Origin of the sequence: Streptomyces sp. NPDC057694 (assembly GCF_042799415.1) — a bacterium.
Lineage (GTDB): Bacteria > Actinomycetota > Actinomycetes > Streptomycetales > Streptomycetaceae > Streptomyces.
The window spans coordinates 87,461-110,577 of the sequence record NZ_JBHVIX010000010.1; the positions used below are offsets into that span (position 1 = coordinate 87,461).

At 73.3% G+C, this 23,117-nt stretch carries 25 protein-coding genes; 5 read left to right on the forward strand and 20 right to left on the reverse strand.

Annotated elements, in window-relative coordinates; all coding sequences use genetic code 11:
* Positions 1 to 84 precede the first annotated feature (84 nt).
* From ACFVDP_RS22490 to ACFVDP_RS22505, 4 genes are all read right to left on the reverse strand, one after another.
* Positions 85 to 1,398 carry a DUF692 domain-containing protein gene (locus ACFVDP_RS22490; RefSeq protein ID WP_383492168.1) on the reverse strand — a complete coding sequence of 438 codons (1,314 nt, stop codon included), beginning with the start codon at positions 1,396 to 1,398 and terminating at the stop codon, positions 85 to 87.
* Between the two features lie 88 nt (positions 1,399 to 1,486).
* The gene (locus ACFVDP_RS22495) at positions 1,487 to 2,125 is read right to left on the reverse strand and encodes a TIGR03086 family metal-binding protein (RefSeq protein ID WP_383492170.1); all 639 of its coding nucleotides are present in this window, start codon (positions 2,123 to 2,125) and stop codon (positions 1,487 to 1,489) included.
* Positions 2,122 to 2,571, reverse strand: a complete 450-nt coding sequence (locus ACFVDP_RS22500; RefSeq protein WP_383492173.1) for a hypothetical protein — start codon at positions 2,569 to 2,571, stop codon at positions 2,122 to 2,124. Before ACFVDP_RS22500 ends, ACFVDP_RS22495 begins: the two co-directional genes overlap by 4 nt.
* 84 nt (positions 2,572 to 2,655) lie before the next feature.
* Positions 2,656 to 3,297: a TetR/AcrR family transcriptional regulator gene (locus tag ACFVDP_RS22505; RefSeq protein ID WP_383492175.1), complete on the reverse strand. Its 642-nt coding sequence runs from the start codon at positions 3,295 to 3,297 to the stop codon at positions 2,656 to 2,658.
* A 501-nt stretch (positions 3,298 to 3,798) separates the two neighbouring features.
* On the opposite strand from ACFVDP_RS22505, the gene ACFVDP_RS22510 reads away from it, so the two are divergent.
* A complete protein-coding gene (locus tag ACFVDP_RS22510; protein WP_383492178.1) occupies positions 3,799 to 4,023 on the forward strand; it encodes a hypothetical protein in 225 nt (74 codons plus the stop codon).
* A 21-nt stretch (positions 4,024 to 4,044) separates the two neighbouring features.
* On the opposite strand, the gene ACFVDP_RS22515 is transcribed toward ACFVDP_RS22510, so the two are convergent.
* The 8 genes from ACFVDP_RS22515 to zapE all read right to left on the reverse strand — a co-directional run bounded on the left by ACFVDP_RS22515 (position 4,045) and on the right by zapE (position 11,167).
* Positions 4,045 to 4,791 (reverse strand): peptidyl-tRNA hydrolase, encoded by a 747-nt coding sequence (locus ACFVDP_RS22515; RefSeq protein WP_383492180.1) that lies wholly within the window; start codon positions 4,789 to 4,791, stop codon positions 4,045 to 4,047.
* A 50-nt stretch (positions 4,792 to 4,841) separates the two neighbouring features.
* Complete coding sequence (locus tag ACFVDP_RS22520; RefSeq protein WP_383492183.1) at positions 4,842 to 5,006, reverse strand: hypothetical protein; 165 nt, start codon at positions 5,004 to 5,006, stop codon at positions 4,842 to 4,844.
* A 23-nt stretch (positions 5,007 to 5,029) separates the two neighbouring features.
* A complete protein-coding gene (locus ACFVDP_RS22525) occupies positions 5,030 to 5,920 on the reverse strand; it encodes a polysaccharide deacetylase family protein (protein WP_383492186.1) in 891 nt (296 codons plus the stop codon).
* Positions 5,921 to 5,993: 73 nt separating this feature from the next.
* Positions 5,994 to 6,257 (reverse strand): WhiB family transcriptional regulator, encoded by a 264-nt coding sequence (locus tag ACFVDP_RS22530; protein ID WP_383492189.1) that lies wholly within the window; start codon positions 6,255 to 6,257, stop codon positions 5,994 to 5,996.
* Positions 6,258 to 6,325: 68 nt separating this feature from the next.
* The gene (locus tag ACFVDP_RS22535; protein ID WP_383492192.1) at positions 6,326 to 7,210 is read right to left on the reverse strand and encodes an ABC transporter substrate-binding protein; all 885 of its coding nucleotides are present in this window, start codon (positions 7,208 to 7,210) and stop codon (positions 6,326 to 6,328) included.
* Between the two features lie 67 nt (positions 7,211 to 7,277).
* Positions 7,278 to 8,171 (reverse strand): polyphosphate kinase 2 family protein, encoded by an 894-nt coding sequence (locus ACFVDP_RS22540; RefSeq protein WP_383492195.1) that lies wholly within the window; start codon positions 8,169 to 8,171, stop codon positions 7,278 to 7,280.
* A gap of 54 nt (positions 8,172 to 8,225) precedes the next feature.
* Positions 8,226 to 9,611, reverse strand: coding sequence for an alkaline phosphatase PhoX (locus ACFVDP_RS22545; protein WP_383492198.1), 1,386 nt, complete (start codon positions 9,609 to 9,611; stop codon positions 8,226 to 8,228).
* A 458-nt stretch (positions 9,612 to 10,069) separates the two neighbouring features.
* On the reverse strand, positions 10,070 to 11,167 hold the full coding sequence (zapE, locus tag ACFVDP_RS22550; RefSeq protein WP_383492201.1) for a cell division protein ZapE: 1,098 nt from the start codon (positions 11,165 to 11,167) through the stop codon (positions 10,070 to 10,072).
* Between the two features lie 37 nt (positions 11,168 to 11,204).
* Between zapE and ACFVDP_RS22555 the strand changes: the two genes are divergently transcribed.
* The 4 genes from ACFVDP_RS22555 to msrB all read left to right on the forward strand — a co-directional run bounded on the left by ACFVDP_RS22555 (position 11,205) and on the right by msrB (position 14,542).
* Positions 11,205 to 11,999 carry a pyrimidine reductase family protein gene (locus ACFVDP_RS22555; RefSeq protein WP_383492204.1) on the forward strand — a complete coding sequence of 265 codons (795 nt, stop codon included), beginning with the start codon at positions 11,205 to 11,207 and terminating at the stop codon, positions 11,997 to 11,999.
* Positions 12,000 to 12,141: 142 nt separating this feature from the next.
* Positions 12,142 to 12,615: an indole-3-glycerol phosphate synthase gene (locus tag ACFVDP_RS22560; protein WP_383492206.1), complete on the forward strand. Its 474-nt coding sequence runs from the start codon at positions 12,142 to 12,144 to the stop codon at positions 12,613 to 12,615.
* Positions 12,616 to 12,728: 113 nt separating this feature from the next.
* Positions 12,729 to 14,132 (forward strand): UDP-N-acetylmuramate--L-alanine ligase, encoded by a 1,404-nt coding sequence (gene murC, locus ACFVDP_RS22565; protein ID WP_383492209.1) that lies wholly within the window; start codon positions 12,729 to 12,731, stop codon positions 14,130 to 14,132.
* Between the two features lie 5 nt (positions 14,133 to 14,137).
* Entirely contained in the window at positions 14,138 to 14,542 is a 405-nt protein-coding gene (msrB, locus tag ACFVDP_RS22570; RefSeq protein WP_383492604.1) for a peptide-methionine (R)-S-oxide reductase MsrB, read from the forward strand.
* 7 nt (positions 14,543 to 14,549) lie between these two features.
* Here msrB and ACFVDP_RS22575 read toward each other — a convergent pair whose 3' ends face one another.
* The 8 genes from ACFVDP_RS22575 to ACFVDP_RS22610 form a co-directional block, all read right to left on the reverse strand.
* Positions 14,550 to 15,497 (reverse strand): hypothetical protein, encoded by a 948-nt coding sequence (locus tag ACFVDP_RS22575; protein ID WP_383492212.1) that lies wholly within the window; start codon positions 15,495 to 15,497, stop codon positions 14,550 to 14,552.
* A gap of 34 nt (positions 15,498 to 15,531) precedes the next feature.
* Positions 15,532 to 15,960 carry a hypothetical protein gene (locus ACFVDP_RS22580; protein ID WP_383492215.1) on the reverse strand — a complete coding sequence of 143 codons (429 nt, stop codon included), beginning with the start codon at positions 15,958 to 15,960 and terminating at the stop codon, positions 15,532 to 15,534.
* Positions 15,957 to 16,667: a vWA domain-containing protein gene (locus ACFVDP_RS22585; RefSeq protein WP_383492218.1), complete on the reverse strand. Its 711-nt coding sequence runs from the start codon at positions 16,665 to 16,667 to the stop codon at positions 15,957 to 15,959. The genes ACFVDP_RS22580 and ACFVDP_RS22585 overlap by 4 nt, the downstream gene beginning before the upstream one ends.
* A gap of 20 nt (positions 16,668 to 16,687) precedes the next feature.
* Positions 16,688 to 17,812, reverse strand: coding sequence for a lipopolysaccharide kinase InaA family protein (locus ACFVDP_RS22590; protein WP_383492221.1), 1,125 nt, complete (start codon positions 17,810 to 17,812; stop codon positions 16,688 to 16,690).
* Positions 17,809 to 18,987, reverse strand: coding sequence for a serine/threonine protein phosphatase (locus tag ACFVDP_RS22595; RefSeq protein WP_383492224.1), 1,179 nt, complete (start codon positions 18,985 to 18,987; stop codon positions 17,809 to 17,811). The genes ACFVDP_RS22590 and ACFVDP_RS22595 overlap by 4 nt, the downstream gene beginning before the upstream one ends.
* Positions 18,984 to 20,210, reverse strand: a complete 1,227-nt coding sequence (locus tag ACFVDP_RS22600; protein ID WP_383492227.1) for a hypothetical protein — start codon at positions 20,208 to 20,210, stop codon at positions 18,984 to 18,986. Before ACFVDP_RS22600 ends, ACFVDP_RS22595 begins: the two co-directional genes overlap by 4 nt.
* 64 nt (positions 20,211 to 20,274) lie before the next feature.
* A complete protein-coding gene (locus ACFVDP_RS22605; RefSeq protein WP_383492229.1) occupies positions 20,275 to 22,503 on the reverse strand; it encodes a hypothetical protein in 2,229 nt (742 codons plus the stop codon).
* Between the two features lie 98 nt (positions 22,504 to 22,601).
* Positions 22,602 to 22,997 carry a hypothetical protein gene (locus ACFVDP_RS22610; RefSeq protein ID WP_383492232.1) on the reverse strand — a complete coding sequence of 132 codons (396 nt, stop codon included), beginning with the start codon at positions 22,995 to 22,997 and terminating at the stop codon, positions 22,602 to 22,604.
* Positions 22,998 to 23,117: the final 120 nt, after the last annotated feature.

Genomic DNA, 23,117 nt, shown 5'->3' on the forward strand with positions numbered 1-23,117 from the left:
AGCCTGGAGTACGTCAACCACCGTACGGAATGCGGGGGTTGTGTGTTTCGCGCGCTCCGCCCGGGTCAGTACGCCGCCCGGGGATCAGCCCCTGCGCAACGCGAACCGCGCGGCCCGCAGCGCCCGGGCCACCGGACGCCCCGCCAGCGACGCGGGGCCGGACCGCTCCAGCCACCAGGCGGTCAGCTCCCGGCGCGGTCCCGGCTCCCGGATCCGCTGTTCCAGGAGCAGGTCCTCGGCGAAGTCCAGCGCGTCGCGCCGGTAGCCGTCGGTCATCGGCCGCCGCGCCGCGTACGCGAGGAACGCCGTGCGGTACGCCGACGGGCCCAGGATCACCGGGAGTTCGGGTGCCACCTTGGCGACGACGTCGGCCCGCTTGCCCGCGAGCGCCCGGCTCTGCACGGTGAGCCGGACCCGGTCGAAGCCCTCCGGGGCCGGGGTGCCCGCGACGAGTGAGGAGAGCAGGGCGGCCTGGGCGAGGGCGAGCCGGCCCCGCACGGAGTCGTCGGCCACGGCGACATCCGTGGGCGCCGAACTCGCGGCGGTGGCCGGTACGGGACCGCCGGCCGCGCGCACCGTGGCCCGGATCGTCTCCACCTCGCGCCCCAGCTCACCGGCGTCCTCGGGGAAGTTCTCGTCCCGTTCGAGCAGGACGCCCGGCGGGGTCGCCCGTGAGGCCAGATCCGCCAGGATGTCGAGCACCGGCCGCGGCACCGGGTGGGCGTGGCTGTCGTGCCACACCCCGTCCCGCTCGAAGCCGCCCGCCACATGCACGTAGGCGATAGCCTCGACGGGCAGTTCGTCCAGCGCCTTGGCCGGGTCCTCGCCGCGGTTGACGTGGTTCGTGTGCAGGTTCGCCACGTCGATCAGCAGCCGGACGCCGGTGCGCTCCACCAGCTCGTACAGGAACTGCCCCTCGGACATCTCCTCGCCCGGCCAGCCGAACAGCGCCGCGATGTTCTCCACCGCGAGCGGCACCGGCAGGGCGTCCTGCGCGATCCGGACGTTCTCGCACAGCACGTCGAGCGCGTCGCGGGTGCGCGGCACCGGCAGCAGGTGTCCGGCCTCCAGGAGCGGCGACGCGGTGCGCTCGCCGCCCGCCCTGACGAACGCGATGTGCTCGGTGACCAGCGGCGCCCCCAACGCCTCGGCCCGCGCGGCGAGATCGGCCAGCCGCGCCCGGTCGGGGCGCTCGGCGCCGCCGAGCCCCAGCGAGACCCCGTGCGGGACGACGGTCACGCCCCGCTCGCGCAGCCGCCGCAGGGAGTCGGGCAGATGGCCCGGGCACACGTTCTCGGCGACGGCCTCGACCCAGTCGATGCCGGGCATCGCCTCGACCTCCTCGGCGATCTCCGGCCGCCAGCCGATACCGGTACCCAGGTGCCCAAGCTGCTCCATGTCCGTCCCCCTCCGCTGCCCCCACGTGTCGGCGCTGTTCAGGTGTCATGACCCCGGCGCGGCCGGCCGAACCCACGGGAGGAGACGTTCAGAGGAACATTTGAGGTTCCGTACCCGGCCGGGCGCGCGGGTCGCGTCCCAGCGCGGCCAGCATCCGCTCGAAGGCCGTGACCTGCCCGTCCAGCGCGACCGGCGGGGCGAAGGCGGCCCCCGGACCGCGCGATCCAGGTCCCGCCGGCACGCGCAGGGCCACGTCGAGCGCGGCCGCCACGACCGGTCCGGGCAGCTCGACCCGGGCGCCGACGGTCGCCGCGACGTCCCAGGCGTGGACGACGTGGTCCACGAGATGGAACCCGACGGCTACGTGTCCGGGCCAGCCGCGGTCGGGCCCCGGGCCCGGACGCGGAATCTCCGGAAGCGTGAACTCCCGCTCCAGGACGCCCGGCAGGGCGAACGCCCCGATCACCTCACGGGCGGCCTCCCGGTGCGCCGCCGCGACATCGGCGCCGGACGGCGGCTCCCGCCAGTGCGCCGGATCCCCGCCCTCGCCGTGCGCGGCGGCCGCGAACCCGCGGTGCTGGGCGGCCAGATGCGCGACGAGCCGGCGCAGTGTCCAGCCCGCGCACGGGGTGTCGCGGTCCCAGTCGTCGGCGCCGGCGAGATCCACCAGGCGCAGGCACTCCTCCACGGCTGCGCGGTCGAGACCGGTCAGCGTTCGCTCGGTCATCGCGGGTCCTGTTCCGTGCCGTACGAGGCGGCGGGCCAGGGCGAGGCTCCCACGAGTACGTCGCGCGCCGACCGCCAGACGGCCGCGGCGTCCCAGTACGGCACGGTCCAGGCGGTGGCCCGCATCGTGCCGTGATCGCGGAACGCGCGCACGGTGCGGGCGTGGTCGGGGCGGCGGACGAAGGCCGTGAGATGCCGGGCATCGGTCCACGCCGAGACCGAGCCCGAGCGGCGGCGCACCGGGTCGGCCCACAGCCACATGCCCACCGCCCCCTTCGTGCCGGGCCAACTGCGGCGCAGCCGCAGCCCGTTGAGGGCGACGCCGACGGAGCGCGGGTAGCCGTCGGCGGTGAACTCGGTGACGCTGACCTGGAGGGGACCGGTGGTCTCGCCGACGGCGGGACCCGGCTGCCAAGGAGCGCGCAGCAGGCGCGCGGACGCTGTCATGCCCCGACGATAAAACTAAACGAACGATCGTGCTGATACTTTCGCGAAGGTGCGGCGGACTTCTGGTGGGGCGGGGCTCAACTCCTAGGCGACGTGCGGCGCGTGGCGCCGATCGGTCGCGGCGGCGGCGATCCGCGCCGCGATACCCACCCGGGCCCGCCGGTAGGCGTCCGGCCCGCCGTGCAGCACCGAGTGGGCGTTGGCCGTCTCCATCAGGGCGATCACCTCGAAGGCGAGCTGGGGCACGTCCGTGTCCGCCCGCAGCTCGCCCAGCTCCCGGGCCTCCTCGGCGCACCGCTCGACCAGTGCCACCCAGGTGCGCTGGGCGCGGGCCAGCTCGTCGTGGACGGCGCCCTCCCTGGCGTCGTACTCGGCGAGCGCCCCGAAGAAGAAGCAGCCGCCGGGGAAGACCCGCTCCTGCGAGTACGCCAGCCAGCTCGCGCACAGCCGCCACAGCCGGTCCGCGCCCGCCGGGCCGTCCAGGGCCGGGCGGACGACCTTCTCCTCGTAGACGCGGGCCGCGGCCCGCACCGTCGCCAGCTGCAACTCCACCTTCGAGCCGAACAGGGCGAAGAGGCCGCTCTTGCTGATCCGGAGTTCGGTGGCGATGCGCCCCAGGGACAGCGCGTCGAGGCCCTCCACCGAGGCGAGGTCGACGGTCCTGCGCAGCACGAGCCGCCGGGTCTCGTTCCCGCGCGCGACCCTGCCGTCCACTGCTTCGTTCATGAGGTCATGATGCGCCACGGGAGAGCGGCCGCCGCCGGCGGCTGAGCCGGCATCGGCGGCGGCCCACGGGCACGGGAACCTGCGCCTCCCCCTGCGCGGCTCGCGTGCTCACCGTCCCCACCGGCCAGGGGCGGGCGGGAGGCCGCCCCGCAGGGGCCAGGGAGGACGAGAGGCCGGGGGTCGAACGACGGCGTGAACTCCCCCGGCCGCTCGGGGAACGGCAAACGGAAGGGACCCGGGGTCTCGGGGGTGTGGTGCGGGCGGCCGAGCGGCCGCCTCATCCGATGTCGCTGTGGGAATCCGACAGTGTCATCGCTTGTGGCCATCGATTGTGCATCGCTTCTGCCCCATCGATGCTAGGCCTCCGCGGACCGGGGCGCCAGGGTCCGATTCGGTCGCTTTCGGTGATCTGGAGGGCCGGGCTCCACCGGGGTGTTGTTACGGTGCTCCTCCGCCTCGGCAGGGGCCGGGGTGCACGAAACGGAACACGGGGGAACGACCATGGCCAAGCCTGTCCGCGCGTCACTGGGCGACATGTGGATCACCTGTCAGATATGCAAGAGCGACACGTTCCGAGAGCGGGGCGTGAAGCTGAACAGCACCGGCGGTGAGCTCTTCAATCTGGCCTGGGCCGACGAGACGGCCACCGGCCTGATCTGCTGGCGCTGCGGTCATGTCCAGCTCTTCGTCAACCGGCAGATCCAGCTGCACCGCGTCAAGGACTGAGCGAGCCGGCGGCGCGGCGTCTCACACGTGCCCGAGATCCGGGAGCCAACTGCCGTCCCGGGGACCCTCGGTGACGACGGTGCACGAGCCCGGCGCGATCTCCGTGAACCCGGCGTCGCGCACCACCGGCAGCCCGGCGCGGGTCAGCGCCGCCCAGCGGTCGCGGTCCTCGCACACCCGCACCGAGAGCGGGAAGCCCGCCTCGCGCCACTCCTTGCGGCGTGCCTCCGGCAGCTCCCACCAGGCGAGTTGGGCGCCGTGACCGGCCTGCGCCATGGCCTTGCCCGCGGTCATGTCCAGCTCCGGGTTGAGCCAGAGCGTCACCCCGGCGGGCCCGGGGGCGGCCGGCGGCTCGGGGTCTTCGAGGTCCGTGCCGGAGACCTGGAGCCGGGCCAGGTCCTTGGGCCAGCCGTCGAGCGGGACCGGCGGGTAGACGCGCACCTCGGTCCCGGCGGCACCCGTCACCGTGATGCCCTCCAGCGCCTCGGCGCGCCGCCACTCGGCGCCCCTGGCCCGCCGCACCACCTTGCGGATCCGGGCGTCCTGCCAGTCGCGCATCGCCTGCGCCCACTCGCCGTCGCCGAGCGCCCGCTCGTCCGAGAGGATCGTCAGCACCGCGCGGGCCGCCGTCTCCAGCGCGTCCGTGCGGGCCGGAGGCGCGGCCCGCTCGATCCGCACGACGAGCGGCAGCACGAACTGCGGCGCCTCGTCCCGCGCGGTGGGCTCGGACCGGAAAGGGCTGTCGGTGGCGGTGTCGTCGCTGGTCACGCCCTCCAGTCTGCCAGCCCGCCGCGCCCTCCCGGCCGCCGACCGGAGTGCTAGCCGGAACAAGCGGCGCGCTGCGCCTCCTGCCATTCGCACACCGGGCACAGCGTCGCGCCCTTCGTGGACTCCGGGTGCTCGGTGGGCTTCCGGCACAGCACGCACTCGGCGAACGGCCCCTCGGCAGCGGTTCCGGTGGCGGGGGCGCGGTGATCGGTCATGCCGGCCAGGGTACGGCCGTGCGTCACGGCTTCCTCGCCGCGGCCCCGACCAGCTCCGACACCCGCACGAACCGGTAGCCCTTCGCCCGCAGCGCCGGGACCACGTCGCGCACCACGCGCTCCGTCGTCGGGGCCGCGCTGCGCGTGCAGTGCATCACGACCACCGAACCCGGCCGCACCCCGTCGAGCACCTGCCGGGTCACCGCGCCCGCGTCCGTCGCGAACGCGTCGCCGCTCACCACGTCCCACTGGATCGCCGTGACGCCCGTGGGGGTCAGGGACCGCAGCGCCTGCCGGTCGTAACAGCCGCCGGGGAAGCGGAAGTACGGCACGACATGCCGCACCCCCGCCTTGCGGAACGCGGTGAAGGCCCGCTCCACGTCCGCCCGCATCCCCGCCGCGGGCACGGTCGGCAGGCCGTAGCAGTCGCCGGTGAAGGCGTAGTGGCTGTACGAGTGGTTCGCGACCTCGAAGAGCGGGTCGCCGCCGATGTCCTTCGCCTCGGCCGGGTACTCCTCGGCCCACCGGCCGGTCATGAAGACGGTCGCCGGGACCTTCAGCCGGCGCAGCGTGCCGATGAGCCGCGGATTGTCGAAGTGCTCGCCCGCGGCGGCCCGCGGCCCCTGGTCGGCGGTCATGTCGGCGTCGAAGGTGAGCGCGACGGTCCGCTCCCGCGCGGCCTTGTGGCCGGTGCCTCCCGCGGCGCTCTTGAAGACGGGCGTGAGGCCGGAAGGCCCCGGGGCGAGCCTGGGCGGCCCGGTCGGCGTCGCCGCGGCCGTGGGGCTCGCGGCGGGCCGCCCGGCCCGCCCCGGGGGCGGATGCTCGGAGCCGCCGGAACAGGCGGCGGCCCCGAGCGCGAGGGCGCCGACGGCGCACGACAGGACGGTGCGGCGGAGGAAGCGGTAGCTGATCACGCCGTGACGATAACTGCGTAAATGGGATTATTCGGTTATCGCCAGGGTTTGCTCACCCGGTCAGCGGGCCCGGTCAGCGGGACCGGGCCTCGTGCCCGCCGCGCGCCCGTCGCGCGGCTCTGATCAGCCGGGCCCGCTCCCGCTCGGAGGTGCCGCCCCACACGCCGGTCGTCTGTCCCGTGGCCACGGCCCAGTCGAGACATTCGGTGACGACCGGGCAGCGGTGGCAGACCTGCTTCGCGGCTTCGGTCTCCCGCAGGGCAGGGCCGGTCGACCCGACCGGGAAGAACAGCTCAGGGTCCTCATGGGCACACGCTGCCCAGTCCCACCACAACATTTCCGTCTCCCTCAACGGCATCTGGACTGCCGCGCGGGTGCCCGGAACCCCCGGAGGGAAAACCTCGCTCAGCCGTCTGCGCGCAACGCCTCGGTGAGCCGCTCGAAGAACGCGGCGTGCGCGGCCGCGCTGGCCGGGGTCTCCGGGTTCCACGGCAGCACGACGGCCCGCTCGGCCACGGCCGCCCAGTGGGCGTCACCGGCGTACTGCGCCTCCGGCGCCGCGTTCGCCCGGGCGTCCAGCAGGACGACGTCCGGGGCGAGTTCGGCCGCGTCGGCCCAGGTGCCGGTGTGCCAGTTGGCGCCGGGCCCCTCGGGCGGCTCGACGGTGTGCACCCCCAGGCCGGTCAGGGCGCTCAGGTCGGGCCACTTGGCGGGCCGCGCCAGATGGACGCTGTCCGGCCCGCCGGGCGACAGGGCCAGCACTCTGGCCGCCCCGCGCGCGGATCCCGCCAACTCCGCCAGGCCCGACTCGGCCCGGGTCAGTCCGGCCAGCGCGTCCGGACTCTCCGCGGTGCCGAGCGAGCGGCCGAGCTCGGCGAATCGTTCCCGTACGCCGGCCAGCGTCCGCCCCTGTCCCACGTCGATCACGACGACCGGGACGTGCTCCTCCAGATGCTTCGCCGTGTCGGGCTCGATCCCGTAGACCTGCCCGCCTCCGTAGGTGAGCGCGACCACCAGGTCCGGCCGCACCGCGAGCACGTCGTCCAGGCCGAGCCCGGCCCCCGCCCCCAGATACGGCACCTCGTCGAGCGGCAGCGATCCCGATTTGGCCCGGTCGGGGCTGTCCCCGTCGTGGTACGAGCCGAAGATTCCCACGGGCCGGGTGCCGAGATCCCACAGGCTCGCCCCGGCCTGTATGTAGGCGACGACGCGCCTCGGTGTGTCGAGCGAGGCGGCCAGATGCCCCCGGTCGTCCTTGAACTCCCATGACTGTGCGGAAGGTTGATTCATGAATCCACCCTGCCCACGGCGCACGGCGGACATGTCCCTTCCGGCTCTCCCGGCCGGTGGGGTGCGGTCAGTCCATCGCCAGCAGCCGCCGCCGGCAGTCCGCCACGTCGAAGTCCGCCTTGGGGTACTGCGGATCGAGGGCCTCCAGATGCTCCAGGAGCAGGGTGCTGACGGCCCAGTTGCGGTACCACTTGCGGTCCGCCGGGATCACGAACCAGGGCGCCGCGTCCGTCGAGCACCGCTCCAGGGCGATCTCGTACGCCTCCTGGTACGCGGGCCACAGCGCACGGTCCTCGATGTCGCCGGGGCTGAACTTCCAGTACTTGTCCGGGTTGTCGAGCCGTTCGAGGAGGCGGCGCTTCTGTTGCTCGTACGAGATGTGCAGGAAGCACTTCACGACCGTCACGCCGTCGTCGGCGAGGGACTTCTCGAACCGGTTGATCTGGCCGTAGCGGCGGCCGAGCGAGGCGCGCGGCACCAGCTCCCGCACCCGGGCGATGAGCACGTCCTCGTACTGGGACCGGTCGAAGATGCCGATCTCGCCCGGCTCCGGCAGCTCCTTGATCACGCGCCACAGGAACGGGTGGTTCAGCTCCTGCGGGGTGGGGGCCTTGAACGCCTTGATGCGGCAGCCCGACGGGTTGAACTGGCCGATGACGTGCTTGACCGTGCCGCCCTTGCCGCTGGTGTCCATGCCCTGGAGGATGAGCAGGACGCGGCGCCTGTCGCCGGCCGTGCCCGCCGCCCACAGCCGTTCCTGGAGTCCGGCCAGGCGTTCGCCGAGCTCCGCGGTGGCCGCGACCCCCGCCGCCTTGTCCTTCGGGCCGGCCGGGGTGGCGGACGCGTCGTACGCCGACAGGTCGACGCGCTCGCCCCCGGGGACGCGCAGCAGCTCGCGCAGGGCGGGCGCGGCCTTCTTCGGACCGCCCTTGCCGCCCTGCCTGCTCTTGTCCTTCGCCACTGCGCGCCCCTTCCGGTCAGGTCCTACGATCCTGCGTCGGTCCGGGCGCCGCCGCTACTTGTGCCAGGGACCGGTCACCGCGAACGTCGTCCCGGGTGTGTACACGTTCACGTACATCGTGTCCCCGCCGGGCGAGAAGGTGACCCCCGCGAACTCGCCCCATGCGGGCTCCTCGGCGGTCCCGATGTTCTGCCGCCCGCGCGCCATCGCGTACACCTCGCCCTTGCGGGTCACGCCGAAGACGTGCTGGGCGCCCTCGCCGTCCTCGCACACCATCAGCCCGCCGCTCGGCGCGAGACAGATGTTGTCGGGCTCCTCGCCCGGCAGCTGCACGTCGGTGTCGGGTCCGAAGACGATGACCAGGGTCAGGCGGCGCGACGACGGGTCGTAGCGCCAGATCTGGCCGAAGTGGTCGGCGGCCGAGCCCTCGCGGCTGCGCGCGTACGACGACACGAAGTAGACGCAGCTCCCGCCCCAGTAGCAGCCCTCCAGCTTCTGGGCGTGGGTGATGCCCTTCGGCCCGAAGTCCTGGTTGCGGATCGGGGTGGTGGCGGCCAGCGGGTCGGGTACGTCGACCCACTCGACGCCGCCGAAGGTGGCTCCCGTCTCCTGGACCACCGACAGGTCGGGCACGCCCGGCACCCGCATCGCCTGGAGCGTGCCGCCCGCGCGCAGGGAGCCGAGGCCGCCGCGGGGCTTCTCGGGCAGGAAGCGGTAGAAGAGGCCGAACGGCCTGTCGAAGGCGTCCTCCGTCTCGTAGACGACACCGCGCCGCGGGTCGACGGCGATCGCCTCGTGCTGGAAGCGGCCCATCGCGGTCAGCGGCACGGCTCCCGAGCGCCTCGGGTCGACCGGGTCGACCTCGAAGATGAAGCCGTGGTCCTTCGTGTAGCCGTTAGTACCGGCTCTGTCCTCGGTCTCCTCGCAGGTCAGCCAGGTGCCCCACGGGGTGTGCCCGCCCGCGCAGTTGACGGCGGTGCCGGCGATGGCGACCCGCTCGCCGAGGACGTCGTTGTGCCGGTCGAGCGTGAGCGCCGTACAGCCGCCCTTGGCCATCGGGTCGTACGTGATGCCCTCGACGACCGGGACCGGGATCCGGCCGGTGACCCTGTTCTCGTGGTTGCGCACGAGGTGCACACGGCCCTGTCCGCCCGCGAAGGCGGCCATGCCGTCGTGGTTGCTGGGGACCTTGCCCTCTTGGGAGCGCAGCTGGTCTCCCTCGCGGGAGAGGACCTTGTAGCGGAACCCCTTCGGGAGGTCGAGCAGACCGGCCGGGTCCTCGATCAGCGGGCCGTATCCTGCGCGGCCCTGGGCTGCGGCCGAGCCGGTGAACAGCTCGGACAGCTCCCCGGCGAAGGCGACTCCCACGCCGAGGGCGCCGGTGCGGGCGAGGATCTGACGTCGTGTTGCGGACTGTCGTGCATCCGTGGTGCGTGACATGAGTGCAACCTCCTGTTGGCGGACAGGAACCTGTGACCCGGCTGTGTCTACCACGCACTTCCCGCCCCGGGAACCACGCGCGTTGCCTGGCGGCGGTGCGGGTGGGTGGGGGCTGCCCTTATTGGGTTGTCGGTCGTGCGCGGGCCGGTGGCCGCTTCTCGCGCAGTTCCCCGCGCCCCTGGAGATGCGCACTTCGTGCGCTATCTCCATCGGGGGAGGCGCGCCATCTACCCAAGGCGGAGGCCGGCCCTTTGCCCCGGGTGGGGGCGCGGCGTCTGCCTCGGGTGGAGGCGCGCGAAGCGCAGCCTCAAGGAGAGGCGGCGCGTAGCGCCTGCCTCAGGGGCGCGGGGAACTGCGCGAGAAGCGGCCACCGGCCGGCAGTCGACCGTCAACCCGTTAAGGGGCGCGGGGAACTGCGCGACCAGCCCCCGCCGGGTCGCAGACGACCGACAACCCCATCAGGCGGCGACCAGCCCCTTGGCGTCGCGGGCCAGGGCGGTGAGGCGGGATATTGCGCGGAAGTACTTCTTCCGGTACCCGCCGTTCAGCATCTCGTCGCTGAAGAGCTTGTCGAACGGCTCGCCCGCCGCGAGCACCGGGATCTCCCGGTCGTAGAGCCGGTCGGCCAGGACGACGAGGCGCAGCGCCGTGGACTGGTCGGGCACGGCCGACACGTCGGTCAGGCAGACCGCCGTCAGGTCGTCCGTCAGCGCGCCGTACCGGCTGGGATGCACGCGCGCGAGGTGGTCGAGGAGGTGCGGGAAGTCGTCGAGCGAGGCGCCCTCGGTGGCGTACGCGGCCTTGGTGACCTGCTCGTCCGAGAACGGCGGCGGGGCGTCGGGCAGACCCCGGTGACGGTAGTCCTCCCCGTCGATGCGCAGCGGGCGGAAGTGCGCGGACAGGCCCTGGATCTCGCGCAGGAAGTCCACGGCGGCGAACCGGCCCTCGCCGAGCTTGCCGGGCAGCGTGTTGGAGGTGGCGGCGAGCGCGACGCCCGACTCCACCAGCCTGCGGAGCAGGGTGGAGACGAGCACGGTGTCCCCGGGGTCGTCGAGCTCGAACTCGTCGATGCAGAGCAGACGGTGTCCGCCGAGCGTCTTCACCGTCTGCTGGAAGCCGAGGGCGCCGACCAGATTCGTCAGCTCGACGAACGTGCCGAACGCCTTGAGCGCGGGCTCGGCCGGGGTCGCGTGCCACAGGGAGGCGAGCAGGTGGGTCTTGCCGACGCCGTAGCCACCGTCGAGGTAGACGCCGCGGGGGCCGGTGGGGGCGGCGGGCTTCTTGCCGAACCACTTCCGCTTGCCGGAGCCGGAGGGGTGCGCGCCGCCGAGCCCGGCGGCGAACGAGCTCAGGACCTCGACCGCCTGGGTCTGACTCGGCTGGTTCGGGTCGGGGATGTAGGTGTCGAAGCGGGCCGACGCGAAACGGGGCGGCGGCACCATCTCCGCGACGAGGCGCTCCGCGGGGACGCGCGGCTCGCGTGCGCACAGGGACTGCGGGGCGGCGGCGCGGGCGGCGGGCCCGTGGGCGGGGGACGACTGGGTGGAGGACGACACAACTCATCAGCTTAATGGCCGTGCCACACTGCACGTCATGCGACGCCTGTTCCCTGTGACGTACGAAACAGCAGATCACCTGGGCCGGGAAGCGGCCGACGGGCCGGAGTGGAGCCTGGAGGCGCTCGCCGACGCGTACGCCTATCCCGCGGTGTCCGAGGGGCGGCCGTGGCTGCGCGCCAACATGGTCTCCACGCTCGACGGCGCCGCCCAGCACGACGGCCGCTCCCAGCCGATCTCGAACGACACCGACATGCGGATCTTCGGCACCCTGCGCGGCCTCGCCGACGTGGTGGTGGTCGGCGCCCAGACGGTGCGTCAGGAGGGGTACCGGCCGGCCCGCGCCCGCGAGGCCTTCGCCGCCCGCCGCGCCGCGGCCGGCCAGGACGCCGCCCCGGCGATCGCGGTGATCAGCGCGAGCCTGGACCTGGACTTCGGCCTCCCGCTGTTCACCGGGCCCCTGGTCCCCACGTACGTGATCACCGGCTCGGGCGCCCCGGCCGACCGCATCGAGGCCGCCCGCCGCTCCGGCGCCGAGGTGCTGCTCGCGGGGGAGGGCGCGACCGTCGAACCGGACCGCGCGGTCGCGGCCCTCGCCGAGCGCGGGCACCGGCGGCTGCTCACCGAAGGCGGACCGCGGATGCTCGGTCAATTCGTCGCGGGCGGGGTACTCGACGAGCTGTGCCTGACGGTGTCGCCGATGCTCACCGCCGGCGATGCCCAGCGCATCGCCGGCGGCTCCACGCTGGAGGTGCCGGAACGTTTCGAGCTGCTGTCTCTGTTGGAGGAGGACGGTTTCCTGTTCACCCGATACGGTCGGAGGCGACACTGAACGGAATGATCTGTTCCGTTTGGTCTTCGCTGGGCACACTAAAACTCGCAGACCCCGTGCGGCCACGGGGCAGGATGGTTTCCGCAGTTCCGCAGGGACCCGTCGAAGGACGGCCCACGGTAGGAGAAGAAGGGCGCCCGTCGTGTTCACGAGCGTATTGATGATCGAGAAGGCCCTGACGTCTGCCGACGTGGAGTTCGTCACCACCTTGCACGGTGACGAGGGTGTCGCCTTCCACGTACTGCTCCAGCCCCGCGGCGACCAGGCCGACCGGCTGCTGCGCGCCATCGACGACGTGGCGATGGGCGAGCTGGACGAGGCGGCCCGCGAGGGCGAGGTCCCCGAGGGGGACGAGGCCAAGGGCCCCGCCGAACAGGCGCTCCAGGTCTCCCTGACCGCCCTGCACCAGGCGGGCAGCGCCGCGCAGGGCAGGCTCATCGAGGACCACCCGCTGAACGCGCTCAAGGCGCTGGTCGACGAGGTGAAGGCGGACGAGGTGATCGTCCTGACCGACCCGCACTACGTCGAGGAGTTCTTCCACCGCGACTGGGCCTCGCAGGCCCGCCACAAGGTCGGCGTGCCGGTCCTGAAGCTGTTCTCGCACAGCAAGGCGTAGCGCGGGCCGTGCGGGGTGCGGGGCGGCCGGTCCCGAGGCAATAGGCTGGGTCCGGTCCGTGGCCGCACGCGCCCCGGACCACGACGCATCGGCACCCCAGGGGAGTAACACGCATGGCACCCGGCCTTCCGCATTCCAGCGCCGCCATGGAGCGACCGCACTTCATCGGCATCGGCGGCGCCGGAATGTCGGGCATCGCCAAGATCCTCGCCCAGCGCGGCGCCACGGTCGCCGGCAGCGACGCGCGCGAGTCCGCCACGGCCGGTGCCCTGCGCGAGCTCGGCGCCACCGTGCACATCGGGCACGACGCCGCCCACGTCTCCCCGGAGACCAGCTGCGTCGTGGTCTCCTCCGCGATCCGCGAGGACAACCCCGAGCTGGCCCGCGCCAAGGAACTCGGCATCCCGGTCGTGCACCGCTCCGACGCCCTGGCCTCCCTCATGGACGGCCTGCGCCCGATCGCGGTGGCCGGCACCCACGGCAAGACGACCACGACGTCGATGCTCGCCGTGTCGCTGTCCGCCCTGGGCCTGAACCCCTCGTACGCGATCGGCGGCGACCTCGACGCCCCCGGCTCGAACGCGCTGCACGGCGAGGGCGACATCTTCGTGGCCGAGGCCGACGAGTCGGACCGCAGCTTCCACAAGTACCGGCCGGAAGTCGCGATCATCCTCAACGTCGAACTCGACCACCACGCCAACTACGCGTCGATGGACGAGATCTACGAGTCCTTCGAGACCTTCACGACGAAGATCGTCCCCGGCGGCACGCTGGTGATCGCCGCGGACCAGTCGGGCGCCGCCGAGCTGACCCGCCGCATCCGCGACACCACCTCCCTGAAGGTCGTCACGTACGGCGAGTCGGAGTCGGCCGACATCCGCATCCACAAGATCACCCCGCGCGGCCTGGCCAGCGAAGTGACGGTCCTGCTCGACGGCAAGCTGCTCACCTTCACCGTCTCCGTCCCCGGCCGCCACTACGCGCACAACGCGGTCGCGGCGCTCGCGGCGGGCGTCGCCATGGGCATCCCGTCCCGGAACCTGGCCGGAGCGCTGAAGTCCTACACCGGAGTCAAGCGCCGCCTCCAGCTCAAGGGCGAGGTGAACGGCGTGCAGGTGATCGACTCCTACGCCCACCACCCGACGGAGATGTCCGCGGACCTGGAGGCGATGCGCTCGGCGGCCGGTGACGCCCGGCTGCTCGTCCTCTTCCAGCCGCACCTCTTCTCCCGCACCCAGGAGCTCGGCAAGGAGATGGGCGACGCCCTGGCCCTCGCCGACGCCTCGGTCGTCCTCGACATCTACCCGGCCCGCGAGGACCCGATCCCGGGCATCACCAGCGCCCTGATCGTCGACGCGGCGCGGGCCGCCGGCGCCGACGTACAGCCCGCTCAGGACAAGGACGCCGCCGTGGCCGCGGTCGCGGGAATGGCCAAGCCCGGAGATCTTGTTCTTACGATGGGCGCGGGCGATGTCACCGATCTCGGCCCGCGGATCCTGGACCATCTGAAGGGATGAGCGACATGGCGTACGACGTCGAGAAGCCGGACGAGGAGTGGCGCGCGGAGCTGAACCCGGCGGAGTACGCGGTACTGCGCCAGGCCGGCACCGAGCCCGCCTTCACCGGTGAGTACACCGACACGAAGACCCAGGGCGTGTACTCCTGCCGCGCCTGCGGCGCGGAGCTGTTCACGTCCACCGAGAAGTTCGAGTCGCACTGCGGCTGGCCGAGCTTCTTCGACCCGAAGGACTCGGCGGCCGTGGAGCTGATCGAGGACCGGACGCACGGGATGGTGCGGACCGAGGTGCGGTGTGCGCGATGCGGATCGCATCTCGGGCACGTGTTCGAGGGCGAGGGGTATCCGACGCCCACGGACCAGCGGTACTGCATCAACTCGATCTCGCTGAAGCTGGAGCCGACCGAGTAGAGGCCGGTCACTGGGGAGACGGCTCGGGGGTCACCGTCTCCTCACCGATCTGCCTGCCGGACTCGTAGATCGTCACGAGATCCCCGTGGATGACGTACCGGTACGGGCCGTTGTCCGCCTCGTAGCCGTCGCTCGTCCGCGATGCCTGCATCGCGATGCCCGCGTCGCGGTGGTCGCTGAACTCGCCGTAGTAGTACAACTGCCCGGCCGTCGTCCGGCACAGCGTGATCTGCTTGTTCTTGGTGAGGTACGCCTCGACCAGCCCGGCCCCGGCGCCCGAGGGCAGTTCGTCGGCGATGCGCGTCGGGCAGGCCGTGGTGGTGCCGGAGCCGTCCGTGCCGCCGGTGCCGGAGTCCTGCGACTTCAAGTAGGTCTGGGCCCCGAACAGGAGGGCGCCCCCGACCACGATTGCGATCAGGCAGCCCGCGCAGCCGTTCGGCTTCTTCCTCGGCGCTGGCCTGGGCGCGGGCGGGGTCCAGGGGAGCGGACCGGTGGCCGGCGGCGGTGCCGGCGTCGGGTGCGGGGCGGTGGGGACGTAGCCCGTCGACACAGGAGGCGGCGGGTGGAAGAGGCTCTCGGGGCGCGGGCCCGCCGCCGTGGTGCGGGACGTGCTCGTGGCCGAGGGGGCGGTCTTCTTCGGCGGCGGTCTCTTCGCGGCCCGCTTGGCCGGGCCCTTCTTCCGCGCGGCCGGTTTCGCCGCCGTCCGCCAGCCCGCGCCGCAGACGAGGCACGACGTGTCGTCCTTGGTGTTGTTGGTGTCGCACTTCGCGCAGCGCCAGGCCGCGGCGGGCCGGGCCGCCGCGGGCCGCTTCGCCGCCTGCCGCGGGGCGCTCCCGCGGGGCGGGGCGGCGGCGTCCGGTGTGCGCCGGCTGCCGCCGCAGATCGTGCAGGTCTTCTCCGCGGGGGCATTGAAGGTGTCGCAGTCCCCGCAGCGCCAGTTGGCCGTCGCCGCCACCCCTGACCACCTTTCCTGACCCCGGCCCGGGGCTTCAACGGGGATCGCTGTCGATCCGGTCCATGACGTGGGCGAAGAACTCGGCGGACACCGGTCCCGCGGGCGCGAGCAGCCAGCCGTTCGACTCGGCGGGCACCTGCTCCGGCCGGACGGTCTCGTCCTCGTCGGCGGGACGGTCGGGCACACCGTGCGCGTCGTGCAGCTCCGCGACGAGTTCCCGCGCCCCCTCGACATCGGCGGCGGGGACCGTGAGCCGCACGACGACCAGGTCCGCCGTCTCCGGGCGCGCCGTCCGGAACCGGAACATCAACTGCCCCTCGCCGTCCGGCGACCGGGGCCGCAGCGAGGCCTCGGCGCACCGGTTGACCGAGAACTGGGCGAACGAGATTCCGTCCCACGCGAACTCCAGGCACCCCTCGGCGAGGGTGACCTCGTTGCCGGGCCAGTACAGCTTCCGTTTCACAGGCTGTTCGCGATCGTCTCGATGATCTCGTCCATCTCGAACTCCTCCAGGCCCTCGCCCGCCTTGGACTCGAAGTGCAGAGTGAGGTCCCACTCCTCCGAGATCGGGTCCTTCCACGGATCCTGGTCGGGGGCGAACAGCACGAGACGCTTCGCCGACTGCTCCATGACGGCGGTCTGGCTACGGGCGTAGCCCCACTGCTCGAAGAGGGCGTCGATGCTGCGCGGAATGTGCGCCGGGTACGTCTGCGCGGACGCGCCCACGGTGCCCAGCGGGTGCGCGGGCGCGTCCGTGAACATCACGATGACGTGCCGCCTGCGGTCCAGGCCCGTCTCCCAGCGGGAGTTGATGGCGAGGGCGAGCGCTTCGAGGCCCGATTCCGGGATGTCACCGCCGCCGCCCGCGTCGATGCTCCGCACGAACCGCTCGAAGTCCGCGGCCTGCTCCGGCAGGCGCAGGAACTCGGTCTGCTCGATCGCCGACCCCGGGTCGTCGCCGAAGTCACGGAAGGCGATGGTCTTCAGCCGCAGCTGGCTGATCGCCTTGCCCTTCTTCGCCATGACGTCGTTCAGCCGGTCGTGGAACTGCAGGGCGCTCGACTTCACGGTGTCGAGGACCGGGAACATGCTGCCGGTCGCGTCGATGCAGAACACGATGTCGACGGCGTACTGAAGATTGCCCTGGTACTGGTCGTTGCTGGCGTTCATGGACGGCTCCTGGTTCAGGTTCAGTTGCGGTCCCGGCTCCGGTCGCCGAGGTTGATGCGGACACGGGAAGAGCGGGGTGCGGGCGGTGCGGCGGGCCCCGGTGCGGGGTCGGCCGGGGGCGCGGACGGGCGGGGCGCGGGCGCCGGTTCGCCCGGCCGGGGACGGAAGTTGGCGCGGATTCGGCTCGTCCGCGTCGGTGCCTCCGGCGCCGCGGCCGGCCGGCCCGCCGGGGCCCCGGTGCCGGGACGGCGGTGCCGCAGCGCGCAGACGTCCGGGTCCGACAGGGTCTTCAGGTACGTCGCCATGCGGGGGCGCCGCGTCGGGTCGCCCTGGGTCATGGCCCGCAGCAGCCCCTGGACCTCGTCCGACAGGCGCGGATCGAGGCGCAGCCGGTCACCGGCGTCGACCGCGTCGGCCGGGGAGCCGAACCGCGCCTCGTGGCGCGGCAGTTCACCGGTCAGATACAGATGGGTCATCAGGCCGAGCGCGAACACGTCGACCGCGCAGGTCAGATCCCCGGCCGAGGCGGAGCCGTCCTCGCGCAGATAGCGGCGCCACTCCGGAGCCCCGTACAGCGAGTCGCCGGAGATGTCCGCGGGCGCGGGCGGCTTCCCGGCGACGTAACTGTCGTCGAAGTCGATGAGCTTCGCGGTGTGGAACGCCGCGTCGTCCCGCTTCTGCACCAGCACGTTGAGCGGCTTGAGGTCGCCGTGCACCACGTCGATGTCGTGCAGTTGCTTCAGGGAGGTGCCGAGCGTCTTGAGCAGCACCATCTTCTGGCGTGGCTCCAGTGTCTGCGGCTTCTCCAGGCTGGAGGTGTCGATGCGCTCGGTGACCTTGTAGTACGTGCTTCCCTCGTGGAAGAAGTCGGTGGCGAGCACGAGATTGCCGCCGCCCCGGGCGTCGGGGCGCAGCCGCGTCATGATCGTGCGGTGCCGCTCCTCGAACTCCAGGGCCAGCTGCCGCCGGATCCGCAGGCTCGGCGAGTCGCGGGCGTCGTCCTTGGGGCGCTTCGGCTCCAGGAACTGCTTGAGGAAGTACGCCGTGCCGGCCTTCTGCGCGAAGGCCCAGATGCATTTGCCGCCGCCCGCGTTGGTGGGATCGGTGGTGACGCGGTAGCCCGCGATCACGTCTCCTTGTTTCATCGGGCCTCCTCGGGCGCGGGCGGCAGATGCCTCTCGTAGTCGTGGCGGTACGCCTGCCAGGTCCGGTCCTGCCACGCCTTGATTCCGGCCGCGGCCTCCCTCGGATCCGCCCCCGGATCGGGCGCGCCGTTCAGGACGCCCGGCCTGCCCACCGACAGCTGATCGGTCAGCTCCCGATACCGGGGCGCGAAGCGGTCCCGCAGGTCGGCGAAGTCCCGGTGGCCGAGGGCCAGCAGTGCGAGCGAGGCGTCGTCGGCCGTGTACGCCTGCACCTCGCGCCGCAGCAGATCGGACCATTCGAGCGCGTCGTGCGCCCGCTCCAGCGTGCGCAGCAGCAGGAGCTCGAACTCGCCCGGAGTGTGCACGTAGCCGAAGAAACCGTCCGTGGCCGCGACGAGCACGCACGGCAGCGGCAGGGTGAGCCGGTGCGTGGCGACCTCGAACTCCCGGTCGGCGCAGACGAGATTCGTCATCGGCGGGTCGCTGCGCAGGAGTTCCAGGGCGTCGCTCTCCCGGGTGTGGTCGCGGGTGAGCACCTGCAGTCCGCTGTGCGGCAGCAGCGCGTACGCCCGTGAGTCGCCCGTCCACAGCGGACGCACCGCGATCTCCGTCTCGCCCTCGCCGACCTCGTAGTGCAGACCGGCCAGGGTGGTGGGCAACTGGCGGCGCATGGTCCCGCTGATCTTGCTCTGCCGTTTCGGCGCCTGCTCCAGGAAGTACTTCACATAGGCGTGCAGCGACTGCGCGTCGGCGTCCTGGCGGTCCCGCGCGACGTCGTGGAACCAGCAGTCGGTGGCGAGCCGCGCCGTCCGCGCGCCGACCCAGGCACCGGTGCGCGCGGTGCCGTCGGGCGCCTGCCAGGCGGGGGCCGCGCCCGCGCCGCCCGATCCGTCGAAGACGGCGAGCAGCCCCTGCATCGACTCCCAGTGGTGGACGACGAACGGCTCGGCGTCCTCGCCGCGCCCCGGCACCCGCTCGGTCCACACGGACACCGCCTGGACCCCGCCGTGGCCCGTGCCCCAGTACAGCTGGGGTGTCGGGGCGCGGCCCGGTGCGGTGGGGCCCGCGGCCGGTTCGGCCGGGGGCGCGAGGGGCGGAGGAGGGAGGGGCGGGGGCGGAAGGGGCGGCCCCGAGTTCCAGGCGGCCGGCAGCGGCTGAGGAGGTGGCTGGTTCATCGCGGCTCCCTGCCGGGATCGGTGGTCCGGCGTGTGGCGGTGCCGCGCACCCGGCTCACCTTCGGCCCCGCCGGTTCGGCGGCCCTGGGCGGAGGCGGAGGCGGTGGCGGCTCGGTGCGGCGCGGTGGCGGCGGGGCGCTGTCGCGCGGCGGCAGCGGTTCGTCCTCGGGCGGCGCGTCCGGCGTCAGGCGGGGGCCGGGCCGGAAGCCGGGCCGGAAGCCGGTGCCGCGCAACCGCGGCCCGTCCCGCAGCACCTCACCCCTGAGCGTCGAGGACCTCGGCGCGTCACCGGAGCCCCCGGGCGCGGGCGTCCCGGGTTCGTCGGCCGGTTCGTCGGCGGCCGGTTCCAGGGCGCGGGACAGCGAGCCGGACAGCCGGCCGCGCCGCGTCGCCGTCCCGAACAGGCCGTCGCCGCCGCCGCGCAGCACCTCGTCGAGGACGGCACGCTCCAGCTCGGTCTGCTCGAACGGCTCCCGGTCGGCGTCGCCGCGCTCCAGGACCATCCGCATGACCTCGCGCTTGACCTCGCGCTGCTCCGCGTCGCTCTTCTCGATCCAGGCGAGCGCGGCGCGCGGCCCCTCCTTCTCCATGATCTCCGCGATCAGGCCGTCGACGCCCTCCTCGCGCATCATCTCGACGTGCCGGGTGCGCCGCATGCGCGAGAGCCGCGTCTCGCGCTCGACGTCCCTGAACTCCCGCCCGCTGGTGACGATCTCGTCCTCGTCGACGAGCAGCTCGACGTGGATGCCGCGCAGCCGCACGGCGTCGTCACCGGCGAACGACGCCACCGCCCCGTTCAGCGCACGCTCCGCCTGGTGGAACTCGGCGATGTCGTAGTCGCGGGCCACCTCGCGCAGCGTCTTGCGCACGAACCCGTACAAGGCGCCGCTCATGTCCCGGATGCCGCGGGCCACGATCTTCGCCGGGTCCGTGACCTTGCAGATCAGGTCGACCCGGCTGCGGAAGGAGAACGTGGGGTCCCGGCTGAGCAGCGGCATGTCCAGGACGAGCCGGTGCTCCCCGAGATCCACCGTGTGCACCGAACGGTAGGTGCCGTACCGCGCCGAAGGGATCTCCTCGCCGCTGCGGATCGTCAGCGACGGACCGCTGTCACGGACCAGGACCAGCGCCTGGCCGGGGTCGGGCGGCCGCAGCGGACTCGTCAGACGCCACTTCGGCAGCTCCGTGACCTCCAGGACGGGGTCGTAGGTCTGTTCCTGCATGGTCTGTCCGCCCCCTCGCTCTCTCGTGTCGCCCGCGTGTCGGCGGGTCGTGTCGTTACGTGGATCAGATGCGGCGGCGCAGTTGCGCCGAGCCCGGCGACGGCCGGTCGCGGTCCGCCGCCCATTTCTCCAGCCACCACCGCAGCCGCTCGCGGTGCTTGCCCGGTCTGCGGGCCACCCCGCGCAGCAGCTCGGCGATGTGGTCGAGGGCGCCGGGGCACAGCGGCGCGAAGGTGTCGATCCACTCCCGCAGGGCGGGCAGCGCCGCGTCCTGCACCGGGCTGCGGGCCAGCGCCCGCGCCCACAGCTCGGTCAACTCCGCACTGTGTGCGGGGAACTGGCTGAGCAGGATCGGGACGCCCGGCACTCCCGCGACGGTCTCCGTGCCCCCGGCCGGACGCTCGTACGGGCGGGAGACCGCGAAGACGAACGCGGAGAGCGTCTTGTTGACCATGGGGGAGTGGTCCTGCGGCGCGGACCACTCCAGATGGGCGGACAGCAGCGCCGACGCCTGTCCCTGGTGGAGGAGGTGGACACCGCCCCAGGCCACGTACGGCAGCGTGCCCCAGTCGTCGCCGCGGTCGAGCGCCGCGCGCAGCACACCGACGGCGCGGTCGGGCGCGCCGCGGCCCAGGAGGGTGCCCACGGCGTTCGCCGCGGTCCCCGCGAGCCGACGCTCGTACGCCGAACTGCCGCCGCGCGCCCAGGTGTCCAGCAACTCCCAGACGGCGTCGGCGGATTCCGGGCGGCTGCCCGCCACACCGAGCGCGGTCGCCGCGCCCTGCCGCTGCGGCCAGGACGTACTGCCCGCCCACGCGGTGAGGAACCGGTGCACCGCGTAGTGGTGGTCGGCCCACGACAGGACTCCGGCGGCGACCGAGGCGCGGGCCCGCACCTCCAGGTCGCGGTGGCCGAGCAGCCGGCGCAGCCAGTCGAGGACGGTCTCGCGGCGCCCGTCCAGGGTGTTCCACGCGTGCACCAGGACCGCCTGGCCGAGCAGCGGGCTGCGGAACCGGACCCGGGGCGGGCCGCCCGCCGTGGAGTCGACCCCGACCCAGCTCTGCTCATGGCCGAGCCGGTCGGCGAACCGCAGGTCGGGCGGGACCGGTTCGGGCGGGACCAGCGCGTTGTGGAGCTTCACCGCCGCCTCGGCGACCGTCAGATAGCCGCTGCCCTCCAGCACCGCGACGGCGAGCGCGAAGGCCACCGGGGCGGGCGCCCGGTGCTGCTGGAACCAGGCCCTGACCTGGTCGCTCGGGTCGCGCAGCGCCGCGACCGTCGCGGCCAGATCACCGTCGGCGGTGATCACCGACGCGAGCCGCACCGCGTGCCGGGCCGCGGGCTGCTCGCGCAGCGCGCGGGTGGCATCGCAGGCTTCCAGGAGCGCGCGCAGCCGGGTCCGCGCCTCGGGCTCGGGGCCGTGCCCGAGCACCCGCCGCTCCAGGACGACCAGCGGGTCGAGCGGGGCGAGCGGGTACCGGGCGTACTGCTCCGTGCCGCCCTCAGCGGTGGCGGCGAGCGCGAGGTCGTGGCCGGCGGTCAGCACCAGGCGGCAGCCCGACGCGCGCAGCGCGGCGGCCAGCGACGTCAGCCGGCGCACCCCGAACGGCTCGGCCCCCGAAGGGCCTTCGTCGACCTCGGCGAGATAGCCGCAGTTCTTCTCGGGCGGCTCCCAGGACGGGTCGGCCAGGACGGCCGGATCGAGCAGCCGGCGGCAGCCGCCGCCCAGGGTCCCGCCGAGGGCCATGGCCTCGGACAGCAGATTGACGGCGGTGGCCGCGCGCCCGCTGCCGGGCGGCCCGGTCAGCACGAGCAGCGCCTGCTCGCACAGCTCGTCCAGAGCGGTGTCGTACCCCTCGGGCTGCACGAACAGCTCGGTGTACTCGGCGAGTTCGACGGCGTCGAGGACGACGGCCGCGCCGGTGCCCCGGGCCGGGCCCGCACCGCGCCCGCCGCCGGTGTGGAAGCCGCCGCCGAAGCTGACGGAGTCGTTGAAGAGGGCGAGCGTGCCGATCCGGGTCCCCGCCGCGTCGTCGCCCAGGCGCGCGGCGATCAGGTCGGCGATGGCCGAGGCCCGCTGCGCCTCGGACCGCTCCGCCGCGTCGGGCCCGGCGCCCGCGGCGAGCGAGCGCAGCGCGTCCTGCTCGCTGACGGGCCCGTCCCGCTCCTCGTCGAAGGGGCGGGACTCCGCTTTCGGTGACTCCTCCGCGGCCGGTGCGGGATCCGCCGGGGCGCCGTCGGTGGCGGCGGAACCGGCGGCAGGCCGGGGCTCGGGTGCTGTTTCCTCGTCCAAGGGATCTCGGTCTTCCGTGCGGGGCACCGGTCCTGCGGCGGGCGCGCGTCAAGGACGCGCCGACGGCGGACGGTCGCAGTGCGGACGGCGAGCGAAGGCTAGGAGATGTTCCAGTCGCCCTGGATCTCGACCTTCTCGTTGAACACGGTGGCGTTCTTGATGAGCCCGGCGCTGACCTGCGGCCCCTGGCCCTGGGCGGCCACCGCCTCGTCGACCGTGCGGCGCATCTCGTCCTCGAAGGCGCGGTCGCGCAGCATGTGGGCGGCGAGCACCCGCTCCAGGTTCTGCCGGGCGCCGTCGTCGTCCGGCGCCCGGGTGACCTCGTCGAGCGCGGCCTCGGCGGCGCCGTCGCCGCGGAACCGCGTGCGGAGGCGCTCCAGCAGGCGGGCGCCCCCGGCCCAGCCCGCGCGCCCGGCCTCCTGGGCCGCGCTCTCCAGTGCTCCCTTGGCCACGAGCGCGACGCTCGCGGCGGCGACAGCCGTTACCGGATCCATCTCGTTCCCCCCGATTTCACCCCACGGTCCACCAGCGTGCGTGAACCGAGCGGCCAATGTAGGACGCACGAGTGGCGGGCAAACGGGACTTGCGCATGTTGTCCGACTTCGCCCGAAGGT

What these genes read in the sequence shown, in the direction of transcription:
- murC (WP_383492209.1), top strand. Translation starts at nt 12,729, where the DNA reads ATGGCACCCGGCCTTCCGCATTCCAGCGCCGCCATGGAGCGACCGCAC.
- ACFVDP_RS22520 (WP_383492183.1), bottom strand. Translation starts at nt 5,006, where the DNA reads ATGACCGATCACCGCGCCCCCGCCACCGGAACCGCTGCCGAGGGGCCG.
- ACFVDP_RS22600 (WP_383492227.1), bottom strand. Translation starts at nt 20,210, where the DNA reads ATGCAGGAACAGACCTACGACCCCGTCCTGGAGGTCACGGAGCTGCCG.
- ACFVDP_RS22535 (WP_383492192.1), bottom strand. Translation starts at nt 7,210, where the DNA reads ATGAATCAACCTTCCGCACAGTCATGGGAGTTCAAGGACGACCGGGGG.
- ACFVDP_RS22510 (WP_383492178.1), top strand. Translation starts at nt 3,799, where the DNA reads ATGGCCAAGCCTGTCCGCGCGTCACTGGGCGACATGTGGATCACCTGT.
- ACFVDP_RS22505 (WP_383492175.1), bottom strand. Translation starts at nt 3,297, where the DNA reads ATGAACGAAGCAGTGGACGGCAGGGTCGCGCGCGGGAACGAGACCCGG.
- ACFVDP_RS22585 (WP_383492218.1), bottom strand. Translation starts at nt 16,667, where the DNA reads ATGAACGCCAGCAACGACCAGTACCAGGGCAATCTTCAGTACGCCGTC.
- ACFVDP_RS22490 (WP_383492168.1), bottom strand. Translation starts at nt 1,398, where the DNA reads ATGGAGCAGCTTGGGCACCTGGGTACCGGTATCGGCTGGCGGCCGGAG.
- ACFVDP_RS22495 (WP_383492170.1), bottom strand. Translation starts at nt 2,125, where the DNA reads ATGACCGAGCGAACGCTGACCGGTCTCGACCGCGCAGCCGTGGAGGAG.
- ACFVDP_RS22610 (WP_383492232.1), bottom strand. Translation starts at nt 22,997, where the DNA reads ATGGATCCGGTAACGGCTGTCGCCGCCGCGAGCGTCGCGCTCGTGGCC.
- ACFVDP_RS22595 (WP_383492224.1), bottom strand. Translation starts at nt 18,987, where the DNA reads ATGAACCAGCCACCTCCTCAGCCGCTGCCGGCCGCCTGGAACTCGGGG.
- msrB (WP_383492604.1), top strand. Translation starts at nt 14,138, where the DNA reads ATGGCGTACGACGTCGAGAAGCCGGACGAGGAGTGGCGCGCGGAGCTG.
- ACFVDP_RS22590 (WP_383492221.1), bottom strand. Translation starts at nt 17,812, where the DNA reads ATGAAACAAGGAGACGTGATCGCGGGCTACCGCGTCACCACCGATCCC.
- ACFVDP_RS22555 (WP_383492204.1), top strand. Translation starts at nt 11,205, where the DNA reads ATGCGACGCCTGTTCCCTGTGACGTACGAAACAGCAGATCACCTGGGC.
- ACFVDP_RS22545 (WP_383492198.1), bottom strand. Translation starts at nt 9,611, where the DNA reads ATGTCACGCACCACGGATGCACGACAGTCCGCAACACGACGTCAGATC.
- ACFVDP_RS22530 (WP_383492189.1), bottom strand. Translation starts at nt 6,257, where the DNA reads ATGTTGTGGTGGGACTGGGCAGCGTGTGCCCATGAGGACCCTGAGCTG.
- ACFVDP_RS22500 (WP_383492173.1), bottom strand. Translation starts at nt 2,571, where the DNA reads ATGACAGCGTCCGCGCGCCTGCTGCGCGCTCCTTGGCAGCCGGGTCCC.